13 protein-coding genes are annotated in these 23,285 nt (G+C 72.5%); 8 read left to right on the top strand and 5 right to left on the bottom strand.

Annotated elements, in window-relative coordinates:
* Positions 1-64 precede the first annotated feature (64 nt).
* The 3 genes from L3078_RS18905 to L3078_RS18895 all read left to right on the top strand — a co-directional run bounded on the left by L3078_RS18905 (position 65) and on the right by L3078_RS18895 (position 5,269).
* Positions 65-1,096 carry an SMI1/KNR4 family protein gene (locus L3078_RS18905; protein WP_239755051.1) on the top strand — a complete coding sequence of 344 codons (1,032 nt, stop codon included), beginning with the start codon at positions 65-67 and terminating at the stop codon, positions 1,094-1,096.
* 7 nt (positions 1,097-1,103) lie between these two features.
* Positions 1,104-4,178 (top strand): SUKH-4 family immunity protein, encoded by a 3,075-nt coding sequence (locus L3078_RS18900; protein ID WP_239755049.1) that lies wholly within the window; start codon positions 1,104-1,106, stop codon positions 4,176-4,178.
* 215 nt (positions 4,179-4,393) lie between these two features.
* On the top strand, positions 4,394-5,269 hold the full coding sequence (locus L3078_RS18895) for a V-type ATP synthase subunit E family protein (RefSeq protein WP_239755048.1): 876 nt from the start codon (positions 4,394-4,396) through the stop codon (positions 5,267-5,269).
* Positions 5,270-5,631: 362 nt separating this feature from the next.
* On the opposite strand, the gene L3078_RS18890 is transcribed toward L3078_RS18895, so the two are convergent.
* The 3 genes from L3078_RS18890 to L3078_RS18880 all read right to left on the bottom strand — a co-directional run bounded on the left by L3078_RS18890 (position 5,632) and on the right by L3078_RS18880 (position 9,800).
* Positions 5,632-7,215 (bottom strand): sodium/solute symporter, encoded by a 1,584-nt coding sequence (locus tag L3078_RS18890; protein WP_239760377.1) that lies wholly within the window; start codon positions 7,213-7,215, stop codon positions 5,632-5,634.
* A gap of 89 nt (positions 7,216-7,304) precedes the next feature.
* Entirely contained in the window at positions 7,305-7,748 is a 444-nt protein-coding gene (locus L3078_RS18885; protein ID WP_239755047.1) for a DUF485 domain-containing protein, read from the bottom strand.
* Positions 7,749-8,012: 264 nt separating this feature from the next.
* The gene (locus L3078_RS18880) at positions 8,013-9,800 is read right to left on the bottom strand and encodes an MFS transporter (RefSeq protein ID WP_468164170.1); all 1,788 of its coding nucleotides are present in this window, start codon (positions 9,798-9,800) and stop codon (positions 8,013-8,015) included.
* A gap of 555 nt (positions 9,801-10,355) precedes the next feature.
* Here L3078_RS18880 and L3078_RS18875 point away from each other — a divergent pair.
* Positions 10,356-11,144 carry an ABC transporter ATP-binding protein gene (locus tag L3078_RS18875; RefSeq protein WP_239755046.1) on the top strand — a complete coding sequence of 263 codons (789 nt, stop codon included), beginning with the start codon at positions 10,356-10,358 and terminating at the stop codon, positions 11,142-11,144.
* Positions 11,141-13,720, top strand: coding sequence for an ABC transporter permease (locus L3078_RS18870; RefSeq protein ID WP_239755045.1), 2,580 nt, complete (start codon positions 11,141-11,143; stop codon positions 13,718-13,720). Before L3078_RS18875 ends, L3078_RS18870 begins: the two co-directional genes overlap by 4 nt.
* A 103-nt stretch (positions 13,721-13,823) precedes the next feature.
* On the opposite strand, the gene L3078_RS18865 is transcribed toward L3078_RS18870, so the two are convergent.
* Positions 13,824-15,314 (bottom strand): DUF2079 domain-containing protein, encoded by a 1,491-nt coding sequence (locus tag L3078_RS18865; protein WP_239755044.1) that lies wholly within the window; start codon positions 15,312-15,314, stop codon positions 13,824-13,826.
* 331 nt (positions 15,315-15,645) lie between these two features.
* Here L3078_RS18865 and mfd point away from each other — a divergent pair, with 331 nt between their 5' ends.
* Positions 15,646-19,179: a transcription-repair coupling factor gene (gene mfd, locus L3078_RS18860; protein ID WP_239755043.1), complete on the top strand. Its 3,534-nt coding sequence runs from the start codon at positions 15,646-15,648 to the stop codon at positions 19,177-19,179.
* 133 nt (positions 19,180-19,312) lie between these two features.
* Entirely contained in the window at positions 19,313-20,032 is a 720-nt protein-coding gene (locus L3078_RS18855; protein WP_239755042.1) for an HNH endonuclease family protein, read from the top strand.
* A gap of 198 nt (positions 20,033-20,230) precedes the next feature.
* Here the strand turns inward: L3078_RS18855 and L3078_RS18850 are convergent, their stop codons facing one another.
* Complete coding sequence (locus L3078_RS18850; protein WP_239755041.1) at positions 20,231-20,968, bottom strand: hypothetical protein; 738 nt, start codon at positions 20,966-20,968, stop codon at positions 20,231-20,233.
* A 239-nt stretch (positions 20,969-21,207) separates the two neighbouring features.
* Between L3078_RS18850 and L3078_RS18845 the strand changes: the two genes are divergently transcribed.
* A complete protein-coding gene (locus tag L3078_RS18845) occupies positions 21,208-23,235 on the top strand; it encodes an N-6 DNA methylase (RefSeq protein WP_239755039.1) in 2,028 nt (675 codons plus the stop codon).
* The last annotated feature ends 50 nt before the right edge of the window (positions 23,236-23,285 follow it).

Raw genomic sequence — 23,285 nt, 5'->3', positions numbered from 1 at the left:
GCAGTACGACACAGCACAACGCAGCCAGAACAGGTCTCACAGAACGCCGCAGGGGGCTACCGCCATGACGACAGGTCGGCTCGGGCAGCAAGCCGCGCCGCCGAACGCGGCCTACGCCGGGCAGGTCGTGCAGTTTCCGGACCCGGTCCGGGCGGCGCGTCATCCGAGGGGTGTCCGTGTTGACGCGCACGGCTTTCCGGACTTCTCGCCGTACGCGCGTGCCGCGGCGGAGATCGCCGATCCCCCGGAGGGGTTCGGGGTGGACGAGCTGCGGTTGACGGACTACGTGTCCGCGAACGCGGCGCTGGCGGCGTCGGGACATGAACTGTGGGACACGATCCCGCCGGTGGCGACGCCGCACGGCTGGACGTGGCACCACGCGCCGGGCGGTCGGCGGCTGGAGCTGGTGCCGGTCGAGGTGAAGGCGTTGCTGCGGCACCACGGTGGTATCGCGACGGCGCGTGTCGACCAGCACAAGCGCGGCACGCGGCCGTTGCAGGAGACCCGGCCGGCGCACTTCGGGCTGCCGAAGTCGTCGGCGGTGGCGGTGACCGAGGCGCAGGTGCAGGGGGTCGAGGAGGATCTCGGGTACCGGTTGCCGGGCGCGTACCGGTCGTTCCTGAAGGCGGCGGGCGGTTGTGCTCCCGTGGGGGCGGCGCTGGACGCGGAGTTGGGGCTGCTGGTGGACCAGCCGTTCTTCACGGTGCGGGACGAGGCCGCGGTCAACGACCTGGTGTACGTCAACAAGTGTCTGCGGGACCACCTCACCAAGGACTATCTGGCCGTGGCGTTCGCGCAGGGCGGGATCCTCGCGGTGAAGGTGAAGGGCGACCGGATCGGGTCGGTCTGGTTCTGCGCGTACGACGACGCCCGTGACGTCGATCCGTCGTGGGCGCCGGCCGAGCGGGTGGAGCGGTTGCTGCTCCCCGCCGGTGAGGACTTCGACGCGTTCCTGTCCCGGCTGGCGGGCAATCCGCCGGAACTGGAGACGGTGGCCAACCTGATGGTGGACGGTGGCTTCGCGCGTGCCGTACCGGTCGCCGCGGGCGCGTCTGCGGCGTCCTCGGCGTCCTCGGCGTCCTCGGTGGGGGAGTGAGTTTTCGATGGTGACGTTCGCTCAGGCGCAGGAGCGCGCCGAGGAGTGGATCAACGGCGATCTGCCGGGCTACCAGCACCGTGAGGTGCGGGTGCGGGAGTTCGACCTCGGGTTCGTGGTGTGGGCGGAGGACCGGGCGGACGGCCCGCGTTCCGACGGTGGCGCGCAGCGGCTGGTCATCGCCCGGGACAGCGGGGAGGCCACGCTGTGGCCGTCGCTGCCGGTGGGTGAGGTGATCCGCCGGTTCGAGGAGGAGTACGGCCGTACGGAGGCGGCTTCGGCCGCCGCGCCGGCGCCCCCGGCGCGGGTGGACCTGAACCAGACGTCGTTCCTGCTGACTCCGCCGGAGTGGTTGCAGGACGCGGCGGACAGGATGGGTATTCCGGACCACCGGGCGGGTGCGGGTGCGGGTGCGGGGGCCGGGTCCGGCTCCGGTGCCGGTGCGTCCGACGGTGCCGGGTCCCGTCCGGCTGCCGTCGGCGCCGCTGCCGGCGATTCCGGTGCCGGTACGGGTGGTTCCGGCTCGTTCGGGGTCAACGGGGTCAACGGGGCGTCCGGGGGCGGCGGTTCGCTGCCCGAGACGATGGCGGGGCCGGTCGGGCAGTCGCCCTCGGTCGGCCGTGGGACGCCCGACGCACCCGCCGACGCCACGCCGTGGCCGGCCGCCGCCTCGGCGGAGGACGAGGTGCGGGACGCGGTGCCGCCGAGGGACGCCGTACCGCAGGACGCGGTGCCCGCCGGGGCGACGCCGTGGGCCGGGACGGACACCAACGCCGAGGCCGAGGACGACCGTTCGGTACCGCTGCCGGACACCGTGTTCGCGCCCCAGCTGTCCGAGGTGAGCGACACGGACGACGCCCCGCCGCCCAGCGCGCTGCCGGAGGCCAAGACCGCGCTGATCTCCGGGGGCAGCCAGCTCCCGCGTACGACGGTGGCGCCGGCGCTGGGCGCCCCCGCCCCCGGCCCCGACGCGGGCGCACCGGGTGGCCCCGCGCAGCCGTCACAGCAACCTCCGTCCGGGCCGGGGACCCCGCCGCCGGGTGCGCCGCAGTCGTACGGCTATCCGCAGGGACCGGGAGCTCCGCAGGGGCCCGGTGCTCCGTCCGGTCCGGGGACTCCGCCGCCGGGCGCGCCGCAGTCGTACGGGTACCCGCAGGGGCCCGGCGCTCCGCAGGGCCCGGGGACTCCGCCGCCCGGTGCGCCGTCGTACGGGTATCCGCAGGGCCCGGGTGGGCCGCAGGGGCCCGGTACGCCGCCTCCTGGGCCTTCGTCGGCGCCCCACGCCGGTGACATCGCCGACGCCGCCACGAGCAAGGCCGCGCCGCCGCCGCGCCGGGGCGGGGCGGCCGGTGCGCCGCCGCCTCCGGCTCCGCCCGGGGCCCCGGGGACGCCGGGTGCCCGGCCGGGTGCCACGCCTCCGCCGCAGTCCGGTCCCGGTGCTCCGGGCACCCCGGCGGGCGGCTATGTGCCGACCCAGATGGTCTCCTCCCTCGGTCCGGACGGCCCCGGGGGCCCGGGTGCTCCCGGACAGCCCGGTGGACCCGGTGGAGCCGGTGGGCCCGGCGGTCCTGGTGCCCCGGGCGCTCCTGGTGCGCCGAATCCGCCGGGGGGTACGCCCGCCGGTGGTGTGCACCACGCCGCGACGATGCTGGCCGGTCCCGCCGTGGGCGGACCGGGTGCGCCGCTGCCGCCGGGGCCCCCTGGGGCTCCGGGTCGGCCGGGTGTTCCTGGCGCCCCCGGTGTCCCCGGCGCTCCGGGGCAGCCCGGCGTCCCCGGTCACCAGGGCGGTCCGCACGCCCCTGGTGCTCCTGGCGTCCCGGGTGCTCCCGGTGCGCCGAATCCGCCCGGGGGTACGCCCGCCGGTGGTGTGCACCACGCGGCGACGATGCTGGCCGGTCCCGCCGTGGTCGGACCCGGTGCGCCCGGGGCCCCGCAGCCGCCCGGTCCGCCCGGGATGCCGCCGGGGGCTCCCCACGGGATGCCCGGACAGCCGATGCCCGGACAGCCGATGCCTGGTCAGCCGGGTCAGCCCGGACCGGTTCCCGGTCAGCCTGGGCCGCCGATGGGGGCTCCGCCCGCGTACGGCTATCCGCAGCCGCCCGCCGGGCAGCCGACCGTGGGCCCCGGCTACCAGGCCGTCCTGCGCTTCCGTGCTCCGGACGGGTCCGAGCAGCAGGTGATCCGGCGTTCGGCGCCGGGCACGCCGCACCCGGAGTGGCAGATCTTCCACGAGCTGCGCGGGATGAACATCCCGCCGGAGGCCGTGCTGGAGCTGCACACCGAGTTGGAGTCGTGCGAGCTGCCGGGGGCGTACTGCGCGCGGATGATCCGTGAGCAGTGGCCGAACGCGCGCATCACGTCCATCGCCCCGTACGGCAAGGACCACGCGAGCCGGCAGCAGGGCATGGCCCAACTGCTCGCCCATCAGGGCGAGTTGCACCAGGTCGCGGACGGTCCCGCGCGGCCCGCGCCGGTGCGGGCGCCGTTGCCGCCGGTGCAGCCGGCGCCGCCGGTCCCGCCGGAGGTGATCGGGCAGGAGCTGGCGGCGGCGTTCGGGCCGGGGGTGTTCCGGTTCGACCAGCAGGCTGTGTCGCGGCAGGGCGTTCCGCCGATCGTGGCGCACACGCTGGTCGTCGCCGGGCTGCCGGTGGACATGGGTCCCTTCTTCTGGGCGCAGGCCCAGCCGGGGCGCCCGGTGCCGACGCTGGCGGAGCTGGCGCAGGAGCGCGGGGTGCAGCCGGCGGCCGACGCGGGCTCGTACCTGGTGATGGGCAGCGACTTCGGCAAGGCGCTCTGTGTGCAGTACGGCACGGCGAACATCGTGGCCGTGCCGGTGGAGGCGGGGCCGGGCGGTGCGCCCGTGCCGCCACAGTTCGTGAACACGGGGCTGCCCGAGTTCGCGCGCTGCCTGGCGCTGCTCGGCCGGATGTGGCGGCTGCGGTTCGGTCTCAACCAGGAGCAGGCGGGGCGTTGGACCGTCGACTTCCAGGCGCAGCTCGCCGCCCTCGACCCGGCGGCGCTGGCCTCGCCGGAGAGCTGGTGGTCGGTGCTGCTGGAGCAGATGTGGGACGGGTTGCTGTGACCCGTCGCGGCTGACCTCCACGTCGGCCGCCCCGTACGCAGGACGAGAGGGCCCGGCCCGGACACGCAGGTGATCCGGGCCGGGCCCTCACGCGTGTCCCGCCGACTGCTCCCGTGACCTCGCACGGAGTGTCGCGTTATGAACACTTTGGTCCGATCCATCAAGATGTGGCGCGAAATCATCATTTCGTGTGCGTCCGGCGGAGAGGGCCCAGCATGAGCAGCGCACCGACGGCACCCCATGACTTCGAGTTCGATGTCGTACGGCGTGGCTACCGTCCCGAGGAGGTCGACGCCCACGCGGCGGCCCTCTCCAGGGACCGGGACGCCGCCTGGGAGCGGGCCGCCCGGCTGACCGTGCTGGCCCGGGAGATGGGCACGGACCTCGCCCTGCTGCGCGAGACGGTCGCCGGGCTCACCCCGCAGACGTACGAGGCGCTCGGCGGGCGGGCACGGGAGCTGTTCGAGCTCGGTGTCGCGGAGGCCGAGGCCGTCCGCGAGGGCGGGCGCGAGGACGCCCGGCGGATCGTCACCGACGCGGAGGAGGCCGGGGAGCGGCTGCGGGCGGCCGCCCAGGCGTACGCCGACGGGGTCCGGGGCGAGGCCGAGGAGCGGGCCCGGCAGGTGTTGCTGGCGGCGCAGGCCGAGGCGGACGAGCTGCGGATCGAGGCCCGGCGTGGGGTGAAGGAGGGGCGGGGCGAGGCGTTGGCCGCGCTGCGGGAGACGCGGGAGCGGGCGGAGGGGATGCTCGCGGAGCTCCAGAAGGAGTACGACGAGCGGGTGGCCGGGATCGAGCGGGAGGTCGCCGAGCGGGAGGCCGCGTTCGACGCGGGGCTGGCGGACCGGGTGGCTCGGGCGGAGGCGGAGCTCGCCGCGGCCGAGCGGGGGTTCGCTGACGCGGAGGCCGATGCGGTGCGGATGCAGGAGGAGGCGGAGGAACGGGCCGCCGAGGCGTTGGCGGAGGCTCGGCGGCGCGAGGAGTGGGTGGCTCGGGAGACCGAGAGGGTGTTGCGGGAGCACGGGGAGCGGTGGGACGACGTCCGGGCACACATGGACTGCATCCGGGAGAGCCTGTCCGCGTTGACCGAGTGAGGGGGGTGGGGGCGTGTGGGGTGCGTCGTCGGGTGCGGGTGGGTGGGGCCGTTGGGGGTGCGTCGTCGGGTGCGGGTGGGTGGGGCTTCTCGCGCAGTTCCCCGCGCCCCTGAAAAGCGCTGGTGCGCGGTGGTTTGAGGGGGACGGGGGACTTGCTCGTCCTTGAAAAGCGCTGGTGCGCGGCGGTTTGAGGGGGACGGGGAGACTCGCTCGCCCCTGAAAAGCGCCGGTGCGTCGCGGCGGTTTCAGGGGGACGGGTGGATCGCCTGCCCTTGAGATGCCCCGAGCCCGGCGTTTCAGTGCGGCCGGAGACCCGCTCGTTCCTGGAAGAGCCCCGGCCCCCTCGAATGCCGGACCCCTCGTCAGTCGCCTCTTCTTGTCGCGCCCGCCAGGATCCAGCCCTCCACCGCCTCGTACTGTCTGCGTTGTTCTTCTGCCTTGGTGCGGCCCGAGAGGGTGGTGCCCAGCCAGCCGAAGGCGAAGCCCAGGGGGATGGAGAGCAGGCCGGTGGTGGTGAAGGGGAACCAGTTGAAGTCGGCTTGGGGGAAGGCCGCGTGGGGGGAGCCCGAGACCAGGTTGGTGCCGGTCATGAGGACGAGGACGGAGAGGGTGCCGCCGACGAGGGTGTACATCAGTCCCGTCCGGGTGTAGCGGCGCCAGAAGAGGCCGTAGACGAGCGCGGGCGCGATGGCGGAGGCGCCCAGGCAGAAGGAGAGGGTGACCAGGGGCTGGAGGTTGCGGTGCTGGACCATCGTGGCGAGGACGATCGCCGTGACGCCGACCGCGCCCGCCGACAGCCGGGCGATGGTCATCTCGCGGCGGGGCGTGAGCGGCTTGGTCGCGCGGGCCGCGAAGACGTCGTGGGCGAGGGAGTTGGCGCAGGCGAGGATCATGCCGGCCACGGAGGCGAGCAGCGTCAGGAAGACCGCCGTCGTCACCGTCGTGAAGAGCAGCGTCTCCGCCGTGGACACCTCCGTGCCGAACGCCGCCATCGACCCCATCAGATAGGCCGTGTTGCCCTGGGGGTCGGCCGCCGCGATCACCTCGCGGCCGATCAGGGCCGTCGCGCCGAAGCCGATCACCGAGATGATCAGGACGAAGAGGGCCACGGAGGGGACCGCCCAGGACAGCGAGCGGCGGACCTGGCGGGCGCTGTTCGCGGTGTACATGCGCATGGTGACGTGCGGCAGGCAGGCGCCGCCGAGGACGACCGTCAACTGGGCGCTGATCATGTCGAGTTCGGGGAACGGGCCGCCCGAGAACTGCAGACCGGAGTGGAGGTAGCCGGTGCCGATGCCGCTCTTCTCCGCCGCCGCGCCGAGCAACAGGCCGGGGTTCCAGTCGAACTTGTGCAGGATCAGGACGGCGATGAGCGCCCCCGAGCCGAGCAGCATCACGATCTTGAGGATCTGGATGAGGGCGGTGCCCTTCATGCCGCCGATCGCCGCGTAACCGATCATCAGCGCGCCGACGATCACCACGACACCGGTCTTCAGGCTCTCGCTGGAGAAGCCGAGGATGAACGCCAACAGGTCGCCGGTGCCCGCGAGTTGGACCAGCATCATCGGCATCAGCGCGGCGATCGTGACGACGCAGGCGACGATGCGTACGGAGCGGCCGGGCATCCGCCGGGCCAGCGCGTCGCCCATCGTGAACCGGCCCGCGTTGCGCAGGGGTTCGGCCAGCAGGAACATCAGCAGCATCAGGGACAGGGCGGTGCTGAGGGCGAGGACGACGCCGTCGTAGCCGAAGAGGGCGATCACTCCGCCGGTGCCCAGCACGGTCGCCGCGGAGATGTAGTCGCCGGCGATGGCGAGGCCGTTGCGCATGGGGGAGAGCGAGCCGTAGCCGGTGTAGAACTCGTCGAGGTCGTCCCGGTCGGGGCCCGTCATCACGCACAGCAGGAGCGTGATGGTGGCGACCGCGGTGAAGCCGACGAGCGACATGGCGCGGGCCGAGCCGCTGAACTCGGCGAGTCCGCCCACGGCCGTGGTGGAGGGGCCGCCGGCGGTGAGGACGGCGGTGGTGGCGATGTTCATCGAACCGTCCCCCGCCTCGCGTCGACGGCCGCGAGGTCGCGGATGCGGTCGGCCAGCGGGTCGACGCGCAGGCGGGCGGTGTGCTCGTAGAGCCAGATGGCGAGGCAGGTCACCGGTACCTGGATGAGGCCGAGCAGCAGGCCCGTGGAGAGTCCGCCGCTGACCTCGCCCGTCATGAACGAGGGGGCGAAGGCGGACAGGAGGAGGAACAGCACGAAGTAGCCGAGGGCCGTCAGTGTCGCCACCCGCCGCTGCCAGCGGTAGGCGCCGCGCAGCACCCGCAGGTCGCTGTGGTGGCCGAGGGGGGCGTGGCGGGGGGTCTCCGACGTCGGTTGCGGCTCCGGTTCCCGGGGGGCCCAGGGGTAGGTCTGGTACGAGGGGGACGAGGTGTGCGGCGGGTACGGCGTCTGGTGCGGGGGTGACGAGAACGGGTCGGTCATCCCTTGGTCTCCTTGCGCGGCTCGGGTCCGTTGTGCGGACCGCAGGGAGGGGGGCGGGCGTGAACGCTACTCGTGGGTTCGGCGAAGCGCGAGCCTTTCGGCAAACTGATCGGTCGGTATGCGCTTACTTGGAGGATCTGGCGCTGACCTGGGGTGTTACCCGGATTAACTCAGGTTTTTGAACGAGGGTCAGAAGGGGGTTGTGGGGGTACGCCGTCGCAGGCGGGCCATGGCGCCCTCCGTCGCAGGCGAGCCGATGCCCCCTCAGTCCTTCAGCACCGGAAATCTCCGAGGCGCCACCACCAGCAGGACGAGGAGCGCCGCTGTCGCCGCGCAGGCCGCGCCCAGGTACACCGCGTGCACGGCGTCCGCGATCGCCGCGCGGATCGGCTCGGGGGCCGGGCCGGTGCCGAGGCCGTGGGTCACCGCGTCGAGGTTTCCCGAGCCGCCCAGCCGGGACGCCAGCACCCCGTTCGCGACCGCGCCGAAGGCCGCCGCGCCCAGGGTCTGGCCGGTCTGGCGGCAGAAGAGGATGGAGGCGGTGGCGGTGCCCCGCTCCTCCCACTCCACCGACGACTGCACGCCGATGATCAGGGGCAGTTGGAAGAGCCCCAGCGCGGCGCCCAGCAGGAGCATCAGCAGCGTCGGCTGCCAGGGTTCGCCGGGGTAGGGGAGGAACGCGAACGCGAAGAGGACGAGCGCGGCAGCCGTGATGCCGAGGACCGACGTGTTCCGGAAGCCGATGCGGCGGTAGACGTGCTGGCTGAGGGCCGCCGACAACGGCCAGGTCAGCGTCCAGACGGAGACCACGAAACCGGCGGCCACCGGCGCGAGGCCCAGCACCGACTGCGCGTAGGTCGCCAGGAACACCGTGGGCGCCACCATCAGCAGGCCCAGCGCGCCGAGCGCCAGGTTCACCGCCGCGATCGTGCGGCGGCGCCACACCCAGCCCGGGATGATCGGTTCGGCGGCCCGGCGTTCGATCAGCACCAGCACGCCGATCAGGGCGACACCCGTGCCCAGGAGGGTGATCGAGGGCCAGGAGAGCCAGGACCAGGCCACCCCGCCCTGCACCAGCGCCGTCAGCAGGGCCCCTCCGCAGGCGAGGATGGTCAGGGCGCCCGCCCAGTCGATCCGGGGCCGGCCGCTCGTCGACTCCCTCGGCGGCTCGTGGAGGTGACGGGCCAGCAGCCACAACGCCGCGGCGCCGAGCGGCAGGTTGATGAGGAAGATCCAGCGCCAGTCCGCGTACGTGGCCAGGGCGCCGCCCACGCCGGGGCCCGCGACCGCCGACACCGCCCACACCGTGGACAGTTTGGACTGGATCTTGGGCCGTTCCTCGAGCGGATACAGATCCGCCGCCAGTGTCTGCACGGTGCCCGCGAGGGCGCCGCCGCCCAGGCCCTGGACGACCCGGAAGGCGATCAGGGCGGCCATGTTCCAGGCCAGCGCGCACAGCAGCGAGCCCAGCAGGAACAGGGCGGCGCCCACGACGAGGACCGGTTTGCGGCCGAAGGTGTCGGAGAGCCTGCCGTAGACGGGGAGGGTGACGGTGGCGGCGAGCAGATAGCCGGAGAAGAGCCAGGAGAAGACGGAGAAGCCACCGAGGTCGGCGACGATCTGCGGTACGGCGATCGCGACGATCGTGGCGTCCAGCGCGGCCAGCCCCATGGCCAGCATCAACGCGGCGGTGACGGCCCTGCGACGACCGGCCCCGAGGTGCTGCCGCGCGGGGTCGCGCGGTGCGGGCCGTCCCACGTCGCGCGGTGCGGGCCGTCCTGCTTCACGCGGTGCGGGCCGTCCCACGTCGCGAGGCGCGGGCCGTCCCACGTCGCCGACCGGATGGGGGTCCTCCGGGCGGCCGCCGACTGCGTGACCGTCCGGCGGCCGGCCGCCGACCGGGCTGCCGTTCACCACGCGGTCGTCCGTGGCAGGGCGGCAGCCCTTCGCGCGGTCGCCGATGGCAGGGCCGTCCACCGTGCGGTCGTCTGTCGCTGGGCGGTCCGGCCGCCGGTCGTCGACCGGGCTGCCGTTCACCACGCGGTCGTCCATGGCGGGGCGGCGGTCCTTCGCGCGGTCACCCATCATGCGGCCGTCCGCCAGGCGGTCGTCGATCGGGCCGTCGTCCGCCGCGCGGTCGCCCCTCGCAGGGCCCTCCGGTGGGTGGTCGGCGACCGGATCGCCGGGCTCCGCTTTGTCGTTCACCAAATGCCTTCCCCTTGCACCTATTCGCCGCCGACCACCATGCCATTGACCCTGACGCCACGGCAGGGTGCAGCCTGGTCGCACCGGAGGGAGGAGGTGAACCCCGAGGTCGTCTCCTCCCGGGGGGCGAGATCCCCTAGGGGTACCTCCGTACTACGGCCGGGGGAGGGTTCGTACCGGCGGAGGACGAGACGGCGGGCCTCCCGTCCTTAACCTGGCTTTACGCCGCTGGGGGGCGGTGCACCGGAGCGGTGGGGGTGGGGTTTTCCCCAGCAGAAGACTGCGCCGGGCACCAGCGCGCCGGACCCCCTCCGGGGACCAGACTCATCGACGTACCGATCGGCAAGCCGCTACGACCGTGGCGACACAGCAGCATCCGCTGCCCGACTTAGGAGACATACCGTGACATCGGCTGTGACCATCACCAGGCACGGGGGTACTGGAGGGACTACGGCCGTTGCCGCGCGGGCGCGGCAGGTCGTGAAGGCGTACGGGTCCGGTGAGACCCGCGTCGTCGCCCTCGACCACGTGGACGTGGACATCGCGCGGGGCCAGTTCACCGCGATCATGGGCCCCTCGGGGTCCGGCAAGTCCACCCTCATGCACTGCCTCGCCGGACTCGACACCGTGACGTCGGGTCAGATCCACCTCGACGACACCGAGATCACCGGGCTCAAGGACAAGAAGCTCACCCAGCTGCGCCGGGACCGGATCGGGTTCATCTTCCAGGCGTTCAACCTGCTGCCGACGCTGAACGCCATAGAGAACATCACCCTCCCCATGGACATCGCGGGGCGGAAGCCGAACAAGGAGTGGCTGGGGCGGGTCGTCGAGACCGTCGGGCTCTCCGACCGGCTCAAGCACCGGCCCACCCAGCTCTCCGGCGGCCAGCAGCAGCGCGTCGCCGTGGCCCGTGCCCTCGCCGCCCGGCCGGAGATCATCTTCGGCGACGAGCCGACGGGCAACCTGGACTCCCGCGCCGGCGCCGAGGTCCTCGGCTTCCTGCGCAGGTCGGTCGACGAGCTGGGCCAGACCATCGTGATGGTCACCCACGACCCGGTGGCCGCCTCGTACGCGGACCGGGTGCTGTACCTGGCCGACGGCCGCATCGTCGACGAGATGTTCAAGCCGACCGCCGAGGCCGTGCTGGACCGCATGAAGGACTTCGACGCCCGGGGGCGTACGTCATGAGTGTCATGAAGACCTCGATGCGCAACTTCTTCGCGCACAAGGGACGGATGGCGCTCTCCGCCATCGCGGTCATGCTGTCGGTGGCGTTCGTGACGGGGACCCTCGTCTTCACCGACACGATGGGCACCACGTTCGACAAGCTGTTCGCGGCCACCTCCTCCGACGTCACGGTCAGCGCCAAGGGCGCCTCGGACAGCGGTGAGACGCAGTCCGACAACGGCAAACCGCCGGTCATGCCCGCGTCGGTCGTGGACAAGGTGGGCGGCGCGGACGGCGTGAAGTCGGCCGAGGGCACCGTCTTCTCCACCTCGGTGACGGTCGTCGACGCCGACAAGGACAACCTCTCGCCCACCAGCGGCGCCCCGACCATCGTCGGCAACTGGAACGCCAACGACGCCCGCACCATGAAGATCTCCTCCGGCAACGCCCCGCGCGGACCGGACCAGATCATGGTCGACGCGGACACCGCCGACAAGCACGGCCTGAAGCTCGGCGACGAGATCGGCGTCATCAGCGCCGTCGGCACGCACGAGGCGAAGATCTCCGGCATCGCCGACTTCCAGGTCACCAACCCGGGCGCCGCGATCTTCTACCTCGACACCGAGACGGCGCAGAAGAGCCTCGTCGGCGAGACCGGCGTCTACACCAACGTCAACATCACCGCCGCGAACGGCTTCACGGACGCGCAGGTGAAGAAGAACGTCTCCGCCGAACTCGGCAGCGCCTACAAGGTGCAGACCGCCAAGGAGATCGCGGACGCCAACGCCAAGGACGTCGGCGAGTTCATGAGCGTGATGAAGTACGCCATGCTCGGCTTCGCCGGGATAGCCTTCCTGGTCGGCATCTTCCTGATCATCAACACGTTCTCGATGCTGGTCGCCCAGCGGACCCGTGAGATCGGCCTGATGCGGGCCATCGGCTCCAGCCGCGGCCAGGTCAACCGGTCGGTCCTCGTCGAGGCGCTGCTCCTGGGTGTCTTCGGCTCGATCCTCGGTGTCGCCGGCGGTGTCGGGCTCGCCATCGGCCTGATGAAGCTGATGAGCGCCACCGGCATGAACCTGTCCACCGACGACCTCACCGTCGCCTGGACCACCCCCGCGGTCGGTCTGCTCCTCGGCATCGTCGTCACCGTCCTCGCCGCCTACGTGCCCGCCCGGCGCGCCGGCAAGGTCTCCCCGATGGCCGCCCTGCGCGACGCCGGCGCCCCGCTGGACGCCAAGGCCGGCCTCGTCCGCGCCGTGATCGGCCTGGTCCTGACCGGCGCCGGCGGCTACTGCCTGTACCTGGCCTCCGCCGCCGACAAGGCGAGCGAGGGCTCGATGTGGCTGGGCGGCGGGGTCGTCCTGTCCCTCATCGGCTTCGTCGTCATCGGCCCGCTGCTGGCCGGAGCGGTGGTGCGGGTGCTGGGCGCGGTCGTCCTGCGGGCCTTCGGTCCCGTCGGCCGGATGGCCGAGCGCAACGCGCTGCGCAACCCCCGCCGTACGGGGGCCACCGGCGCCGCGCTGATGATCGGCCTCGCCCTGGTCGCCTGCCTCTCCGTCGTCGGCTCCTCCATGGTCGCCTCGGCCACCGAGCAGCTCGACAAGACGGTCGGCACGGACTTCATCATCCAGTCCGACACCGGCCAGCTGATCACCCCGCAGGCCGTGCAGGCCGCGAAGTCCGCCGAGGGCGTCAAGAACGTCACCGAGTACAAGTGGACCCAGGCCGACTTCACCACCCCCGACGGCAAGACGCTCGAGAAGACGGCGATCACCGCCGCCGACCCGAGCTACGCCACCGACCTCGCCACCGAGGTCGTCGCGGGCAAGCTGGCCGACGCGTACAAGCCCGACTCGATGTCCGTCCACGAGAAGTTCGCGAAGGACCACGACGTCACGCTCGGCTCGAAGATCGCCGTCGCCTTCAAGGACGGCCGCACGGCCGACCTGACGGTCCGCGCCATCACCAGCAGCGACGTCGTCATCGACGCCGGGGCGATGTACACCTCCATCGACACGATGGCGAAGTACGTCCCGGCCGACAAGATGCCGCTGGACCAGCTGCTCTTCGCCTCGGCGAAGGAGGGCCAGGACGCGGCCGCGTACAAGTCCCTCAAGGCCGCGCTGCACGACTACCCGCAGTACGAGGTCCGCGACCAGACGGACTACAAGGAGGCCCTGAAGGGCCAGATCGACCAGCTCCTGAACATGATCTACGGCCTGCTCGCCCTGGCGATCATCGTCGCGATCCTGGGAGTGGTGAACACGCTGGCCCTGTCGGTCGTCGAGCGGACCCGCGAGATCGGTCTGATGCGCGCCATCGGCCTCTCCCGCCGCCAGCTGCGCCGAATGATCCGGCTGGAGTCGGTCGTCATCGCCCTCTTCGGCGCGCTCCTCGGTCTGGGGCTGGGCATGGGCTGGGGCGCCACCGCGCAGCAGCTCCTCGCCCTGGAGGGCCTGAACGTCCTCGACATCCCGTGGCCCACGATCATCGGGGTCTTCATCGGCTCGGCCTTCGTGGGCCTGTTCGCCGCACTGGTCCCGGCGTTCCGGGCGGGCCGCATGAACGTCCTGAACGCGATCGCCACCGAGTAGTCAACGACCACCACCGAGCACGGGGGAACGGGGGCACGGGGGAAACCGGGGGAGAGCCCGGCGCCGGGAAGCGGAGGCTTCCGGGCGCCGGGCTCCACCCGTGTCAGGACGACGAGCGCTCGGTGGTGACTGAAGAGGTGGTGGCCGGAGAGGTGCGCTCGAGGAGCACGAATCCCTGGATGACACCCCGGAGGACGTACGTGTCGCGCGGATGCAGCTGTCGCGCGTACGCGGGGACGTCCTTCACCCAGCGCGAGTTGTTGTTGAAGACGATGTAGTCGGGGGCGAGGCCCTTGGTCCGGCCGATCCAGAAGACCCGGCAGCGGGAGGTCAGCCGGGCGATCGGGCCGATGTTGGCCTCGACGGTCGCCCCGTCGGGGATGGTGGCGATCATCTTGTCCACGGCCTTGACGTCGTCCGGCACCCGGTAGGCGTCCGCCTTGGTCAGGTTGCCCAGCGGCAGCGCGGTCGTCAGCGCGAGCGAGGCCGCGAGGACGGCCGTCGGCAGATGGACGGCGTACGAGCGCAGCCACGGCCGGGCGCTGTGGCGGGCACCCGGGAGCGCGTCGACGAGGGCGAGGGTGATGATCGGCATCAGGACGGCGCTGTAGTGGAAGGTCGTGCCCCAGTAGTTGTCGTCGGCGGACACGAACCGCCAGCCCAGGGTGGGCAGCACGGCGAGCAGGATCGGGGAGCGCAGGGCGAGCAGCCCGCTGGTCGGGATCAGCAGCCAGAGAACGGTACGGATCTTGACGTCCAGGCCGTCGAGGGGGCCCGCACCGCCGACCTTGGTCAGATAGTCGGAGGAGCCGGTGGTGTTGAAGGCCGGGATGATCATGGTGAAGGCGAGCAGGGTGGCGACGGCGCCGAAGGACGCGACCGCGACGGCGTACGGCACCACGCGGGCCGCTCCCTGCCGTCGGGCCCGGAACGCGACGACGGCCGCGATCATCGCCAGCGTCAGCCCCTGGTCCTCCTTGACCAGCACCAGCGGCAGTCCCCACAGGAGCGCCGCCCGCCAGCGCCGGCGCAGCAGGGCCTCCAGGGAGAACGCGATCAGCGGGACCGCGAAGCAGATCTCGTGGAAGTCGAAGTCGACGGCGTTCTGCAGCCCCCATGACAGCCCGTACGCCACCCCGAGCGCGAGCCCCCGCGCCCGCCCCAGCGCCCAGGTCGCCGCGCGGGTCACCGGCACCGCCGACAGCGCGAACAGCGCGGCCTGGATCACCAGCAGCGTCACGGGTGACGGAAACACCCGGTAGAACGGCGCGAGCAGCATGGTGACCGGGCTGAAGTGGTCCCCGAGGACGTTGTACCCCGGCCCCTTCAGCTCGACGATCGGCGCCTGGAGGTGCGCGTACGCCCGCACCGCCTGCTCGTAGATCCCCAGGTCGTACGACCGCGTCCCCAGCCTCAGATACCGCCCGACCGACACGATCGTGTACGCCACGAACAGCCCGACAGCGATCAGATACGGCTCCCGCCCCGCGAGGGAGAACCGCCGACCGGGAGCAGCGGGCGCGCCCGACACCGCGACCGGCCCGGGTATGAGCGAGGGCACCGACGGTTGCGTGGACGGGGCGCTCGAAACCATGGGGACTCACGTTCGGGTGGAGACAGGGGATGCCCATAGAGACTAGGCGGCCTGAAAAACAGGGGGCGCAGCCCCCGCTTTTTCAGGGGCGCGGGGAACGGCGCGAGAACCCCCACCGAACCCGCACTCACCCACCCACCCCGCGCGGAGCGCGAAGGGGGTCGAAGGGGCGCAGCCCCTGGGGACGGGACGGGTAGGGGCGGCGGGGGCGAGAACAACTCCCCCGCACCCCCCACACCACTCGTCGTACCCTGGACACCCCCGGCCTTTCACACGAGTCCGGGCGTTCGTGTTGCCCCCACCTTGCCCACCCGGACGGGAAACGCCCCGAATGAGTCTCCACGGCCTGCTAGACGCCGTAGTCCAGGACGCCCCCCTCGCGGAAGCGATCAGGGCGGCGTCGGACGGCCACCGCACCCACATCGACCTGGTGGGCCCCCCGGCGGCCCGCCCCTTCGCCGTGGCCGCCCTCGCCCGCGACGCCGGCCGCCCCGTACTCGCCGTGACGGCGACGGGCCGTGAGGCCGAGGACCTGGCGGCGGCCCTGCGCTCCCTGCTGCCCCCGGACGGCGTCGTGGAGTACCCGGCCTGGGAGACCCTCCCGCACGAGCGCCTCAGCCCGCGCAGCGACACCGTCGGCCGCCGCCTCGCCGTCCTGCGCCGCCTGACCCACCCCCGCCCGGACGACCCCGAGACCGGCCCGGTGTCGGTGGTCGTCGCCCCGATCCGTTCGGTCCTCCAGCCGCAGGTCAAGGGCCTGGGCGACCTGGAGCCGGTCGCCCTGCGCACCGGCGAGACGGCCGATCTGAACCGTACGGTCGAGGCGCTGGCGGCAGCCGCGTACTCCCGGGTCGAGCTGGTCGAGAAGCGCGGCGAGTTCGCCGTGCGCGGCGGCATCCTGGACGTCTTCCCGCCGACCGAGGAGCACCCCCTGCGGGTGGAGTTCTGGGGCGACGACGTCGAGGAGATCCGGTACTTCAAGGTCGCCGACCAGAGATCCCTGGAGGTGGCCGAGCACGGCCTCTGGGCCCCGCCCTGCCGTGAGCTCCTCCTCACGGACGACGTGCGCGCCCGCGCGCGCGACCTCGCCGAACGCCACCCCGAGCTGGGTGAACTGCTGGGCAAGATCGCCGAGGGCATCGCCGTCGAGGGCATGGAGTCCCTCGCGCCGGTCCTCGTCGACGACATGGAGCTGCTGATCGACGTCCTGCCGAAGGGCGCGATGGCGATCGTGTGCGACCCGGAGCGGGTGCGCACGCGCGCGGCGGACCTGGTGGCCACCTCGCAGGAGTTCCTCCAGGCGTCCTGGGCGGCCACGGCCGGCGGCGGCGAGGCGCCCATCGACGTCGGCGCGGCCTCCCTGTGGTCCATCGCGGACGTCCGCGACCGGGCCCGTGAGCTGGACATGATGTGGTGGTCGGTGTCGCCGTTCGCCGCCGACGAGGAGCTGGACGCGGACACGCTGAAGCTCGGCATGCACGCCCCCGAGACCTATCGCGGCGACACCGCGAAGGCGCTCGCCGACACCAAGGGCTGGCTGGCCGACGGCTGGCGCACCGTGTTCGTGACCGAGGCCCACGGCCCGGCGGCCCGCACGGTCGAGGTCCTCGGGAGCGAGGGCATCGCGGCCCGCCTGGAGGCCGAGCTGGCGGAGATCTCCCCGTCGGTCGTGCACGTCGCGTGCGGCTCGATCGACTACGGCTTCGTCGACCCCGCCCTGAAGCTCGCGGTCCTCACCGAGACCGACCTCACCGGCCAGAAGGCGGCCGGCAAGGACGGCGCCCGGATGCCGGCCCGCCGCCGCAAGACCATCGACCCGCTCACCCTGGAGGCGGGCGACTACATCGTCCACGAGCAGCACGGTGTCGGCCGCTACATCGAGATGGTCCAGCGGACCGTGCAGGGCGCGACCCGCGAGTACCTGGTCGTCGAGTACGCCCCCGCCAAGCGCGGCCAGCCCGGCGACCGCCTCTACATCCCCACCGACCAGCTGGAGCAGATCACCAAGTACGTCGGTGGCGAGGCGCCCACGCTGCACCGGCTCGGCGGCGCCGACTGGACGAAGACCAAGGCGCGCGCGAAGAAGGCGGTCAAGGAGATCGCCGCCGACCTCATCAAGCTGTACTCGGCCCGGATGGCGGCGCCCGGCCACGCGTTCGGCGCGGACACGCCCTGGCAGCGCGAGCTGGAGGACGCCTTCCCGTACGCGGAGACGCCCGACCAGCTGACGACGATCGCCGAGGTCAAGGAGGACATGGAGAAGACGGTCCCGATGGACCGCCTGATCTGCGGCGACGTCGGCTACGGCAAGACGGAGATCGCGGTGCGGGCCGCCTTCAAGGCCGTCCAGGACGGTAAGCAGGTGGCGGTGCTGGTGCCGACGACCCTGCTGGTGCAGCAGCACTTCGGCACGTTCAGCGAGCGGTACTCGCAGTTCCCGGTGAACGTGAAGGCCCTGTCCCGCTTCCAGACCGACACGGAGGCCAAGGCGACCCTGGAGGGCCTGCGGGAGGGCGGGGTCGACATCGTCATCGGCACCCACCGCCTGTTCTCCTCCGAGACCAAGTTCAAGGACCTGGGCCTGGTCATCGTCGACGAGGAGCAGCGTTTCGGCGTCGAGCACAAGGAGCAGCTGAAGAAGCTCCGCGCCAACGTGGACGTGCTGACGATGTCCGCGACCCCGATCCCGCGCACGCTGGAGATGGCGGTGACGGGCATCCGCGAGATGTCGACGATCACGACGCCCCCGGAGGAGCGCCACCCGGTCCTGACCTTCGTCGGACCGTACGAGGAGAAGCAGATCGGCGCGGCGATCCGCCGTGAACTGCTGCGCGAGGGCCAGGTCTTCTACATCCACAACCGGGTGGAGTCCATCGACCGCGCGGCGGCCCGGCTGCGCGAGATCGTGCCCGAGGCACGGATCGCGACCGCCCACGGCCAGATGTCGGAGCAGGCCCTGGAGCAGGTCGTCGTCGACTTCTGGGAGAAGAAGTTCGACGTGCTCGTCTCCACGACGATCGTGGAGTCGGGCATCGACATCTCCAACGCGAACACGCTGATCGTGGAGCGCGGCGACACCTTCGGCCTGTCGCAGCTGCACCAGCTCAGGGGCCGGGTCGGCCGAGGCCGCGAGCGCGGCTACGCGTACTTCCTCTACCCGCCGGAGAAGCCGCTGACGGAGACCGCCCACGAGCGCCTCGCGACCATCGCCCAGCACACGGAGATGGGCGCCGGTATGTACGTGGCCATGAAGGACCTGGAGATCCGGGGCGCGGGCAATCTGCTGGGCGGCGAGCAGTCCGGCCACATCGCGGGCGTCGGCTTCGACCTGTACGTGCGGATGGTCGGCGAGGCGGTCGCGGACTACCGGCGGCAGCTGGAGACCGGGGAGATCGAGGAGGAGCCGCCGCTCGAGGTCAAGATCGAGCTGCCGGTCGACGCGCACGTCCCGCACGACTACGCGCCGGGCGAGCGGCTGCGGTTGCAGGCCTACCGGGCCATCGCCTCCGTGAACACCGAGGCCGACATCGCCTCCGTGCGCGAGGAACTCGTCGACCGGTACGGCAAGTTGCCCGAGCCGGTGGAGAACCTGCTGCTGGTGGCCGGGCTGCGGATGCTGGCCCGTGCCTGCGGCGTCGGGGAGATCGTCCTCCAGGGCACCAACATCCGCTTCGCGCCGGTGGAGTTGCGGGAGTCGCAGGAGCTGCGCCTGAAGCGGCTCTACCCGGGCACGGTCATCAAGCCGGCCGCCCACCAGGTGCTGGTGCCGCGCCCGAAGACGGCGAAGGTGGGCGGCAAGCCGCTGGTCGGGCGAGAACTGCTGGGCTGGACCGGGGAGTTCCTGGCGTCGATCCTGGGGTCGTAGGACGTGTCCGCGAGGTCCCGTCCGCCGCGCGGCGGACGGGACACCCGTTCCCGCAGGCCGCGGTGTCGAGCAGGACAGACGGGGAACCCACGCAGGACCGCGTGCGAGCACAGACAGAGGAGAGGGGTGTCGCGTGGTGCGTCTGAGGGGTGGGATCGCCACCGTCGCTCTGGTGCTGGTCGCCGCGACCGGCTGCGAACTGGACAACGCCGGCGGCTCGGCCGGACCGCAGGAGGTTCCCGGCGGGGGCGGTGCCGCGTTCGCCGCGGCGGAGGCGCTGACCGTCAAGGGCCGGGCGCCCAAGAACAATTACGACCGTGGCGAGTTCGGCAGTCCCTGGGCCGACACCGACTCCAACAGCTGCGGCACCCGCGACGACATACTCAAGCGCGACTTGGACCAGGTGAAGTTCCGGGCCGACGACTGCACGGTGGTCTCCGGTGTGCTCGACCCGGACCCGTACACCGGGGAGGACGTGCCGTACGTCCGGGGCCGCAGCAAGATCGACGTGGACCACATCGTGGCCCTCTCCGACGCCTGGCAGAAGGGCGCCCAGCAGTGGGACGACAGCAAGCGCATCGCGCTGGCCAACGACCCGCTCAACCTGCTCGCGGTGGACTCCGGCACCAACCGCGGCAAGGGCGACGGTGACACGGCCACCTGGCTGCCGCCCAACAAGGCCTACCGCTGCACCTATGTGGCCGCCCAGGTCGCCGTGAAGACGAAGTACGGCCTGTGGGTCACCTCCGCCGAACAGGACGCCATGAAGCGCGTCCTGAGCACCTGCCCGGAGCAGAAGCTGCCCACCGGCGGCAACCCGACGAAGGCGCCGGCCCGCTTCCACGCGGACTGACGCCCCGGCGGTGCCGCTAGGGCCCTTCTGACGGATCTCCGCGGCGTCGCGACGCCCGGCACGCACTCTCGCCGCACCGGACGAAAGCCCTAGTAGCTCCGCTACGAGGACTTCCGCCCGGCACGCCGAGAGCACGCACCGAACGCCGCTCCTTCTCCCGCGGAGATCCATCAGAAGGGCCCTAGACGGCGGGGCGGGTCAGCTGAAGTCCTTGTCGAGGTCGATGACCTTGCCCTTGGGGGCCTCGGCCGGCACCGGCTTGTCGAAGTCGGTGAAGACGAGGTCGCCGGGCTCCTTGGCGGACTTGCTGACGACCCGCAGCAGGTACGGCTTGCCCTCGGTGGCGACGTACAGGGTGTAGCTGTCCTTGCCGTCCTTCTCCTTGAGGGTGATCGCGGGCGTGCCGTCGACCTCGGCGGTCTTGCCGCGCGTGGCGTCGGAGTTCACGTCGTCGAAGTCGGCGAGGACGGTGTCGAGGTCGCAGAAGCTCGCGATGTCCTTGGAGTCCGCGGACTTCGCGGACGTCTTGGTCCACTTGCCGGCGAGCATGTCGACGACCATGTCGGCCTCCTCCTTCGAGGAGTCCTTCGACTGGGCGCGCAGGAAGGCCTCGTCGTACTTCATGTAGAGGGTGTCGCCGACCTTGATCAGCTCGGCCTGGCCCTCGCCGCCCATGCTCATGGTGCCGGCGCAGTCGCCCTTCTTGTTCATCGCCATGTCCATCTGGACCGTGCCGCCGGCGGCGTCGTCCTGGATCTCGCCCTTCATCCGGAGCGATTCGGCGTCCGAGGTCGCCTTCACGGCCTTGTCGGCGATCTCACCGCCGGTCAGGCCCGGGAAGGGGCCGTCGGCCTTGTCCTCGCCGGGCAGGCAGCCGGTGAGGGAGAAGGTGGCCGCGGCGGCGATGCAGAGAGCGGCGAGAGCGGTGCGACGCATGGGTGTTCCCCCTGGGAATCGATGAGTGGTGCTGATCGGCGTGCGTCGGTGCACGACGCGGCCGACGTGTGGCCATCCGGTTCGGGCGGCCCGTCGTTCGATGGGTCAATGACAGCAGAGCTTGTGAACCGAGTCAACACGGTTCACGGATCCTTGTGCGTACACGGCGTGAAGGGGTAGATCTTGCGTCCGTCGGTATGCTCGACGTCACACCACCAGGTACGAGGGGAGCCGGGCGCGTGCAGGGGAACGGGACAGAGGTCACGGCCGCGGACATCGCGCGGCTCGCCGGGGTGGGTCGTGCCGCCGTCAGCAACTGGCGCCGACGGCACGCCGACTTCCCCAAACCGGTCGGCGGCACCGAGACCAGCCCGGCCTTCGCGCTCGGCGAGGTCGAGGCATGGCTGCGCGACCAGGGCAAGCTCGCCGAGGTACCCCTGAAGGAGCGCGTCTGGCAGCAGGTCACCGGCCACCCGGAGGGCCCCGTCGCCGCTCTGGTGCACACCGGCTGCGCCCTGCTCCTGCTCCACGAACGACCCCTGGCCTGGCTGGAGTTGAGCGCTGTCCCCGACGACGGGGAACTGGCCCGCACGCTGTCCGGGGCGCTCGGGGAGGTCCTCGCCCCGCGCTTCGGCCCGGGCCGCGAGCCCGCCGTGTCCGCGCCGCGGCCCGCCCAACTCCTGCCCTCGGTCCCGCTGCTGCGCGGCGCCACCGAACTCGCGGCCGATCTCGGCGCACGGCAGACCTTCGAGTTCCTGCTCGCCCGGCACCTCGACGCCAACCCCCGCCAGTACACGCTCACTCCGGGCGAGCTCGCCGAGCTGATGGCCGAACTCGCCGGGCCCGCGCGGTCCGTGCTCGACCCGGCCTGCGGCACCGGCGCCCTCCTGCGCGCCGCCGCCCGCCCCGACCAGGAGCTGTACGGCCAGGACAGCGCCGGCGAACTGGCCGCCCTCACCGCGCTCCGCCTCGCCCTGCGCACCGGGAGCACCGTGCGCACCGCCCCGGGGGACAGCCTCCGCGCGGACGCGTACGAGCACCTCAGGGCCGAGGCCGTCCTGTGCCACCCGCCGTTCAACGAGCGCAACTGGGGCCACGACGAACTCGCCTACGACCCGCGCTGGGAGTACGGCTTCCCGGCCCGCACGGAGTCCGAACTCGCCTGGGTGCAGCACGCGCTGGCCCGCCTGGAGGACGGCGGCACCGCCGTGCTGCTGATGCCGCCCGCCGCCGCGAGCCGCCGCTCGGGGCGCCGGATCCGCGCCGACCTGCTGCGCCGGGGCGCCCTGCGCGCCGTGATCGCCCTGCCGGTCGGCGCGGCACCCCCGTACAACATCCCGCTGCACCTGTGGGTGCTGCGCAGGCCCGGCAGGGCTGCCGTGCCGCAGCGGTTGCTGCTCGTCGACACCGGGCGGCTCGTGCCCGAGGGGCGGAGCGGGTTCGACTGGGCGGCCGTGCGCACCGCCGTGCTCGACGCCTGGCGGCCCTTCGACCGCTCGGGCGAGACGACGCACCGGCCGGGGCTCAGCCGCGCGCTGCCGGTCATCGACCTGCTCGACGACGACGTGGACCTGGCCCCCGCCCGGCATCTGCCGCCCCCGGCCGCCGGCGGCGGCACCGAGGAACTGGCCGCCGTGCGCGAACGCCTCGGCGAGACCCTCCGGTTGACCGCAGACCTCACGCCCCCGCTCGCCGAGGAGGCCCGGACCGCGCGCTGGCCGCTCACCACGGTCGGCGAACTCGCGCGCGGGGGAGCCCTGGTACTGCGCACCGGCGGGAACGGCCCCCACGCGCGCGTGCTCACCGACCACGACGTCCTGGCCGGCACCGCACCCTCGGGCACGCTCCCCGAGACCGGGGGCGAGCCCCCCGTGCTCGTGGTGCCAGGCGACGTCGTCGTCCCCGTCCTCGGCGGCGGAGGGGTCGCACGGGTGATCGACGAGGAGACCGCGGGCGCCGCCCTCGGCCGCAACCTCACCCTGCTGCGCCCCGACGCGGCCGCCCTCGACGCCTGGTTCGTCGCCGGCTTCCTGCGCTCCACCGCCAACAGCCGCCAGGCCAGCAGCTACGCCTCCACCGCGACCCGGCTCGACGTCCGCCGCCTCCAACTGCCCCGCCTGCCCCTGGACCAGCAGCGCCGCTACGGCGAACGCTTCCGCGCCCTCGCCGCGTTCGAGGACGCCCTCCGCCGGGCCGGCCGCCTCGGCGAACGCCTGGTGCGCGGCATGTACGACGGCCTCACGGACGGCACGGTCGCCCCGGACTGAGCCGCCGGACGGCGGCTCGGGAACCGCCAACTCGCCCCACGCTCCCCGCC

Source organism: Streptomyces deccanensis (genome assembly GCF_022385335.1).
GTDB lineage: Bacteria > Actinomycetota > Actinomycetes > Streptomycetales > Streptomycetaceae > Streptomyces > Streptomyces deccanensis.
This window is presented reverse-complemented; position numbering and strand designations above follow the sequence as displayed.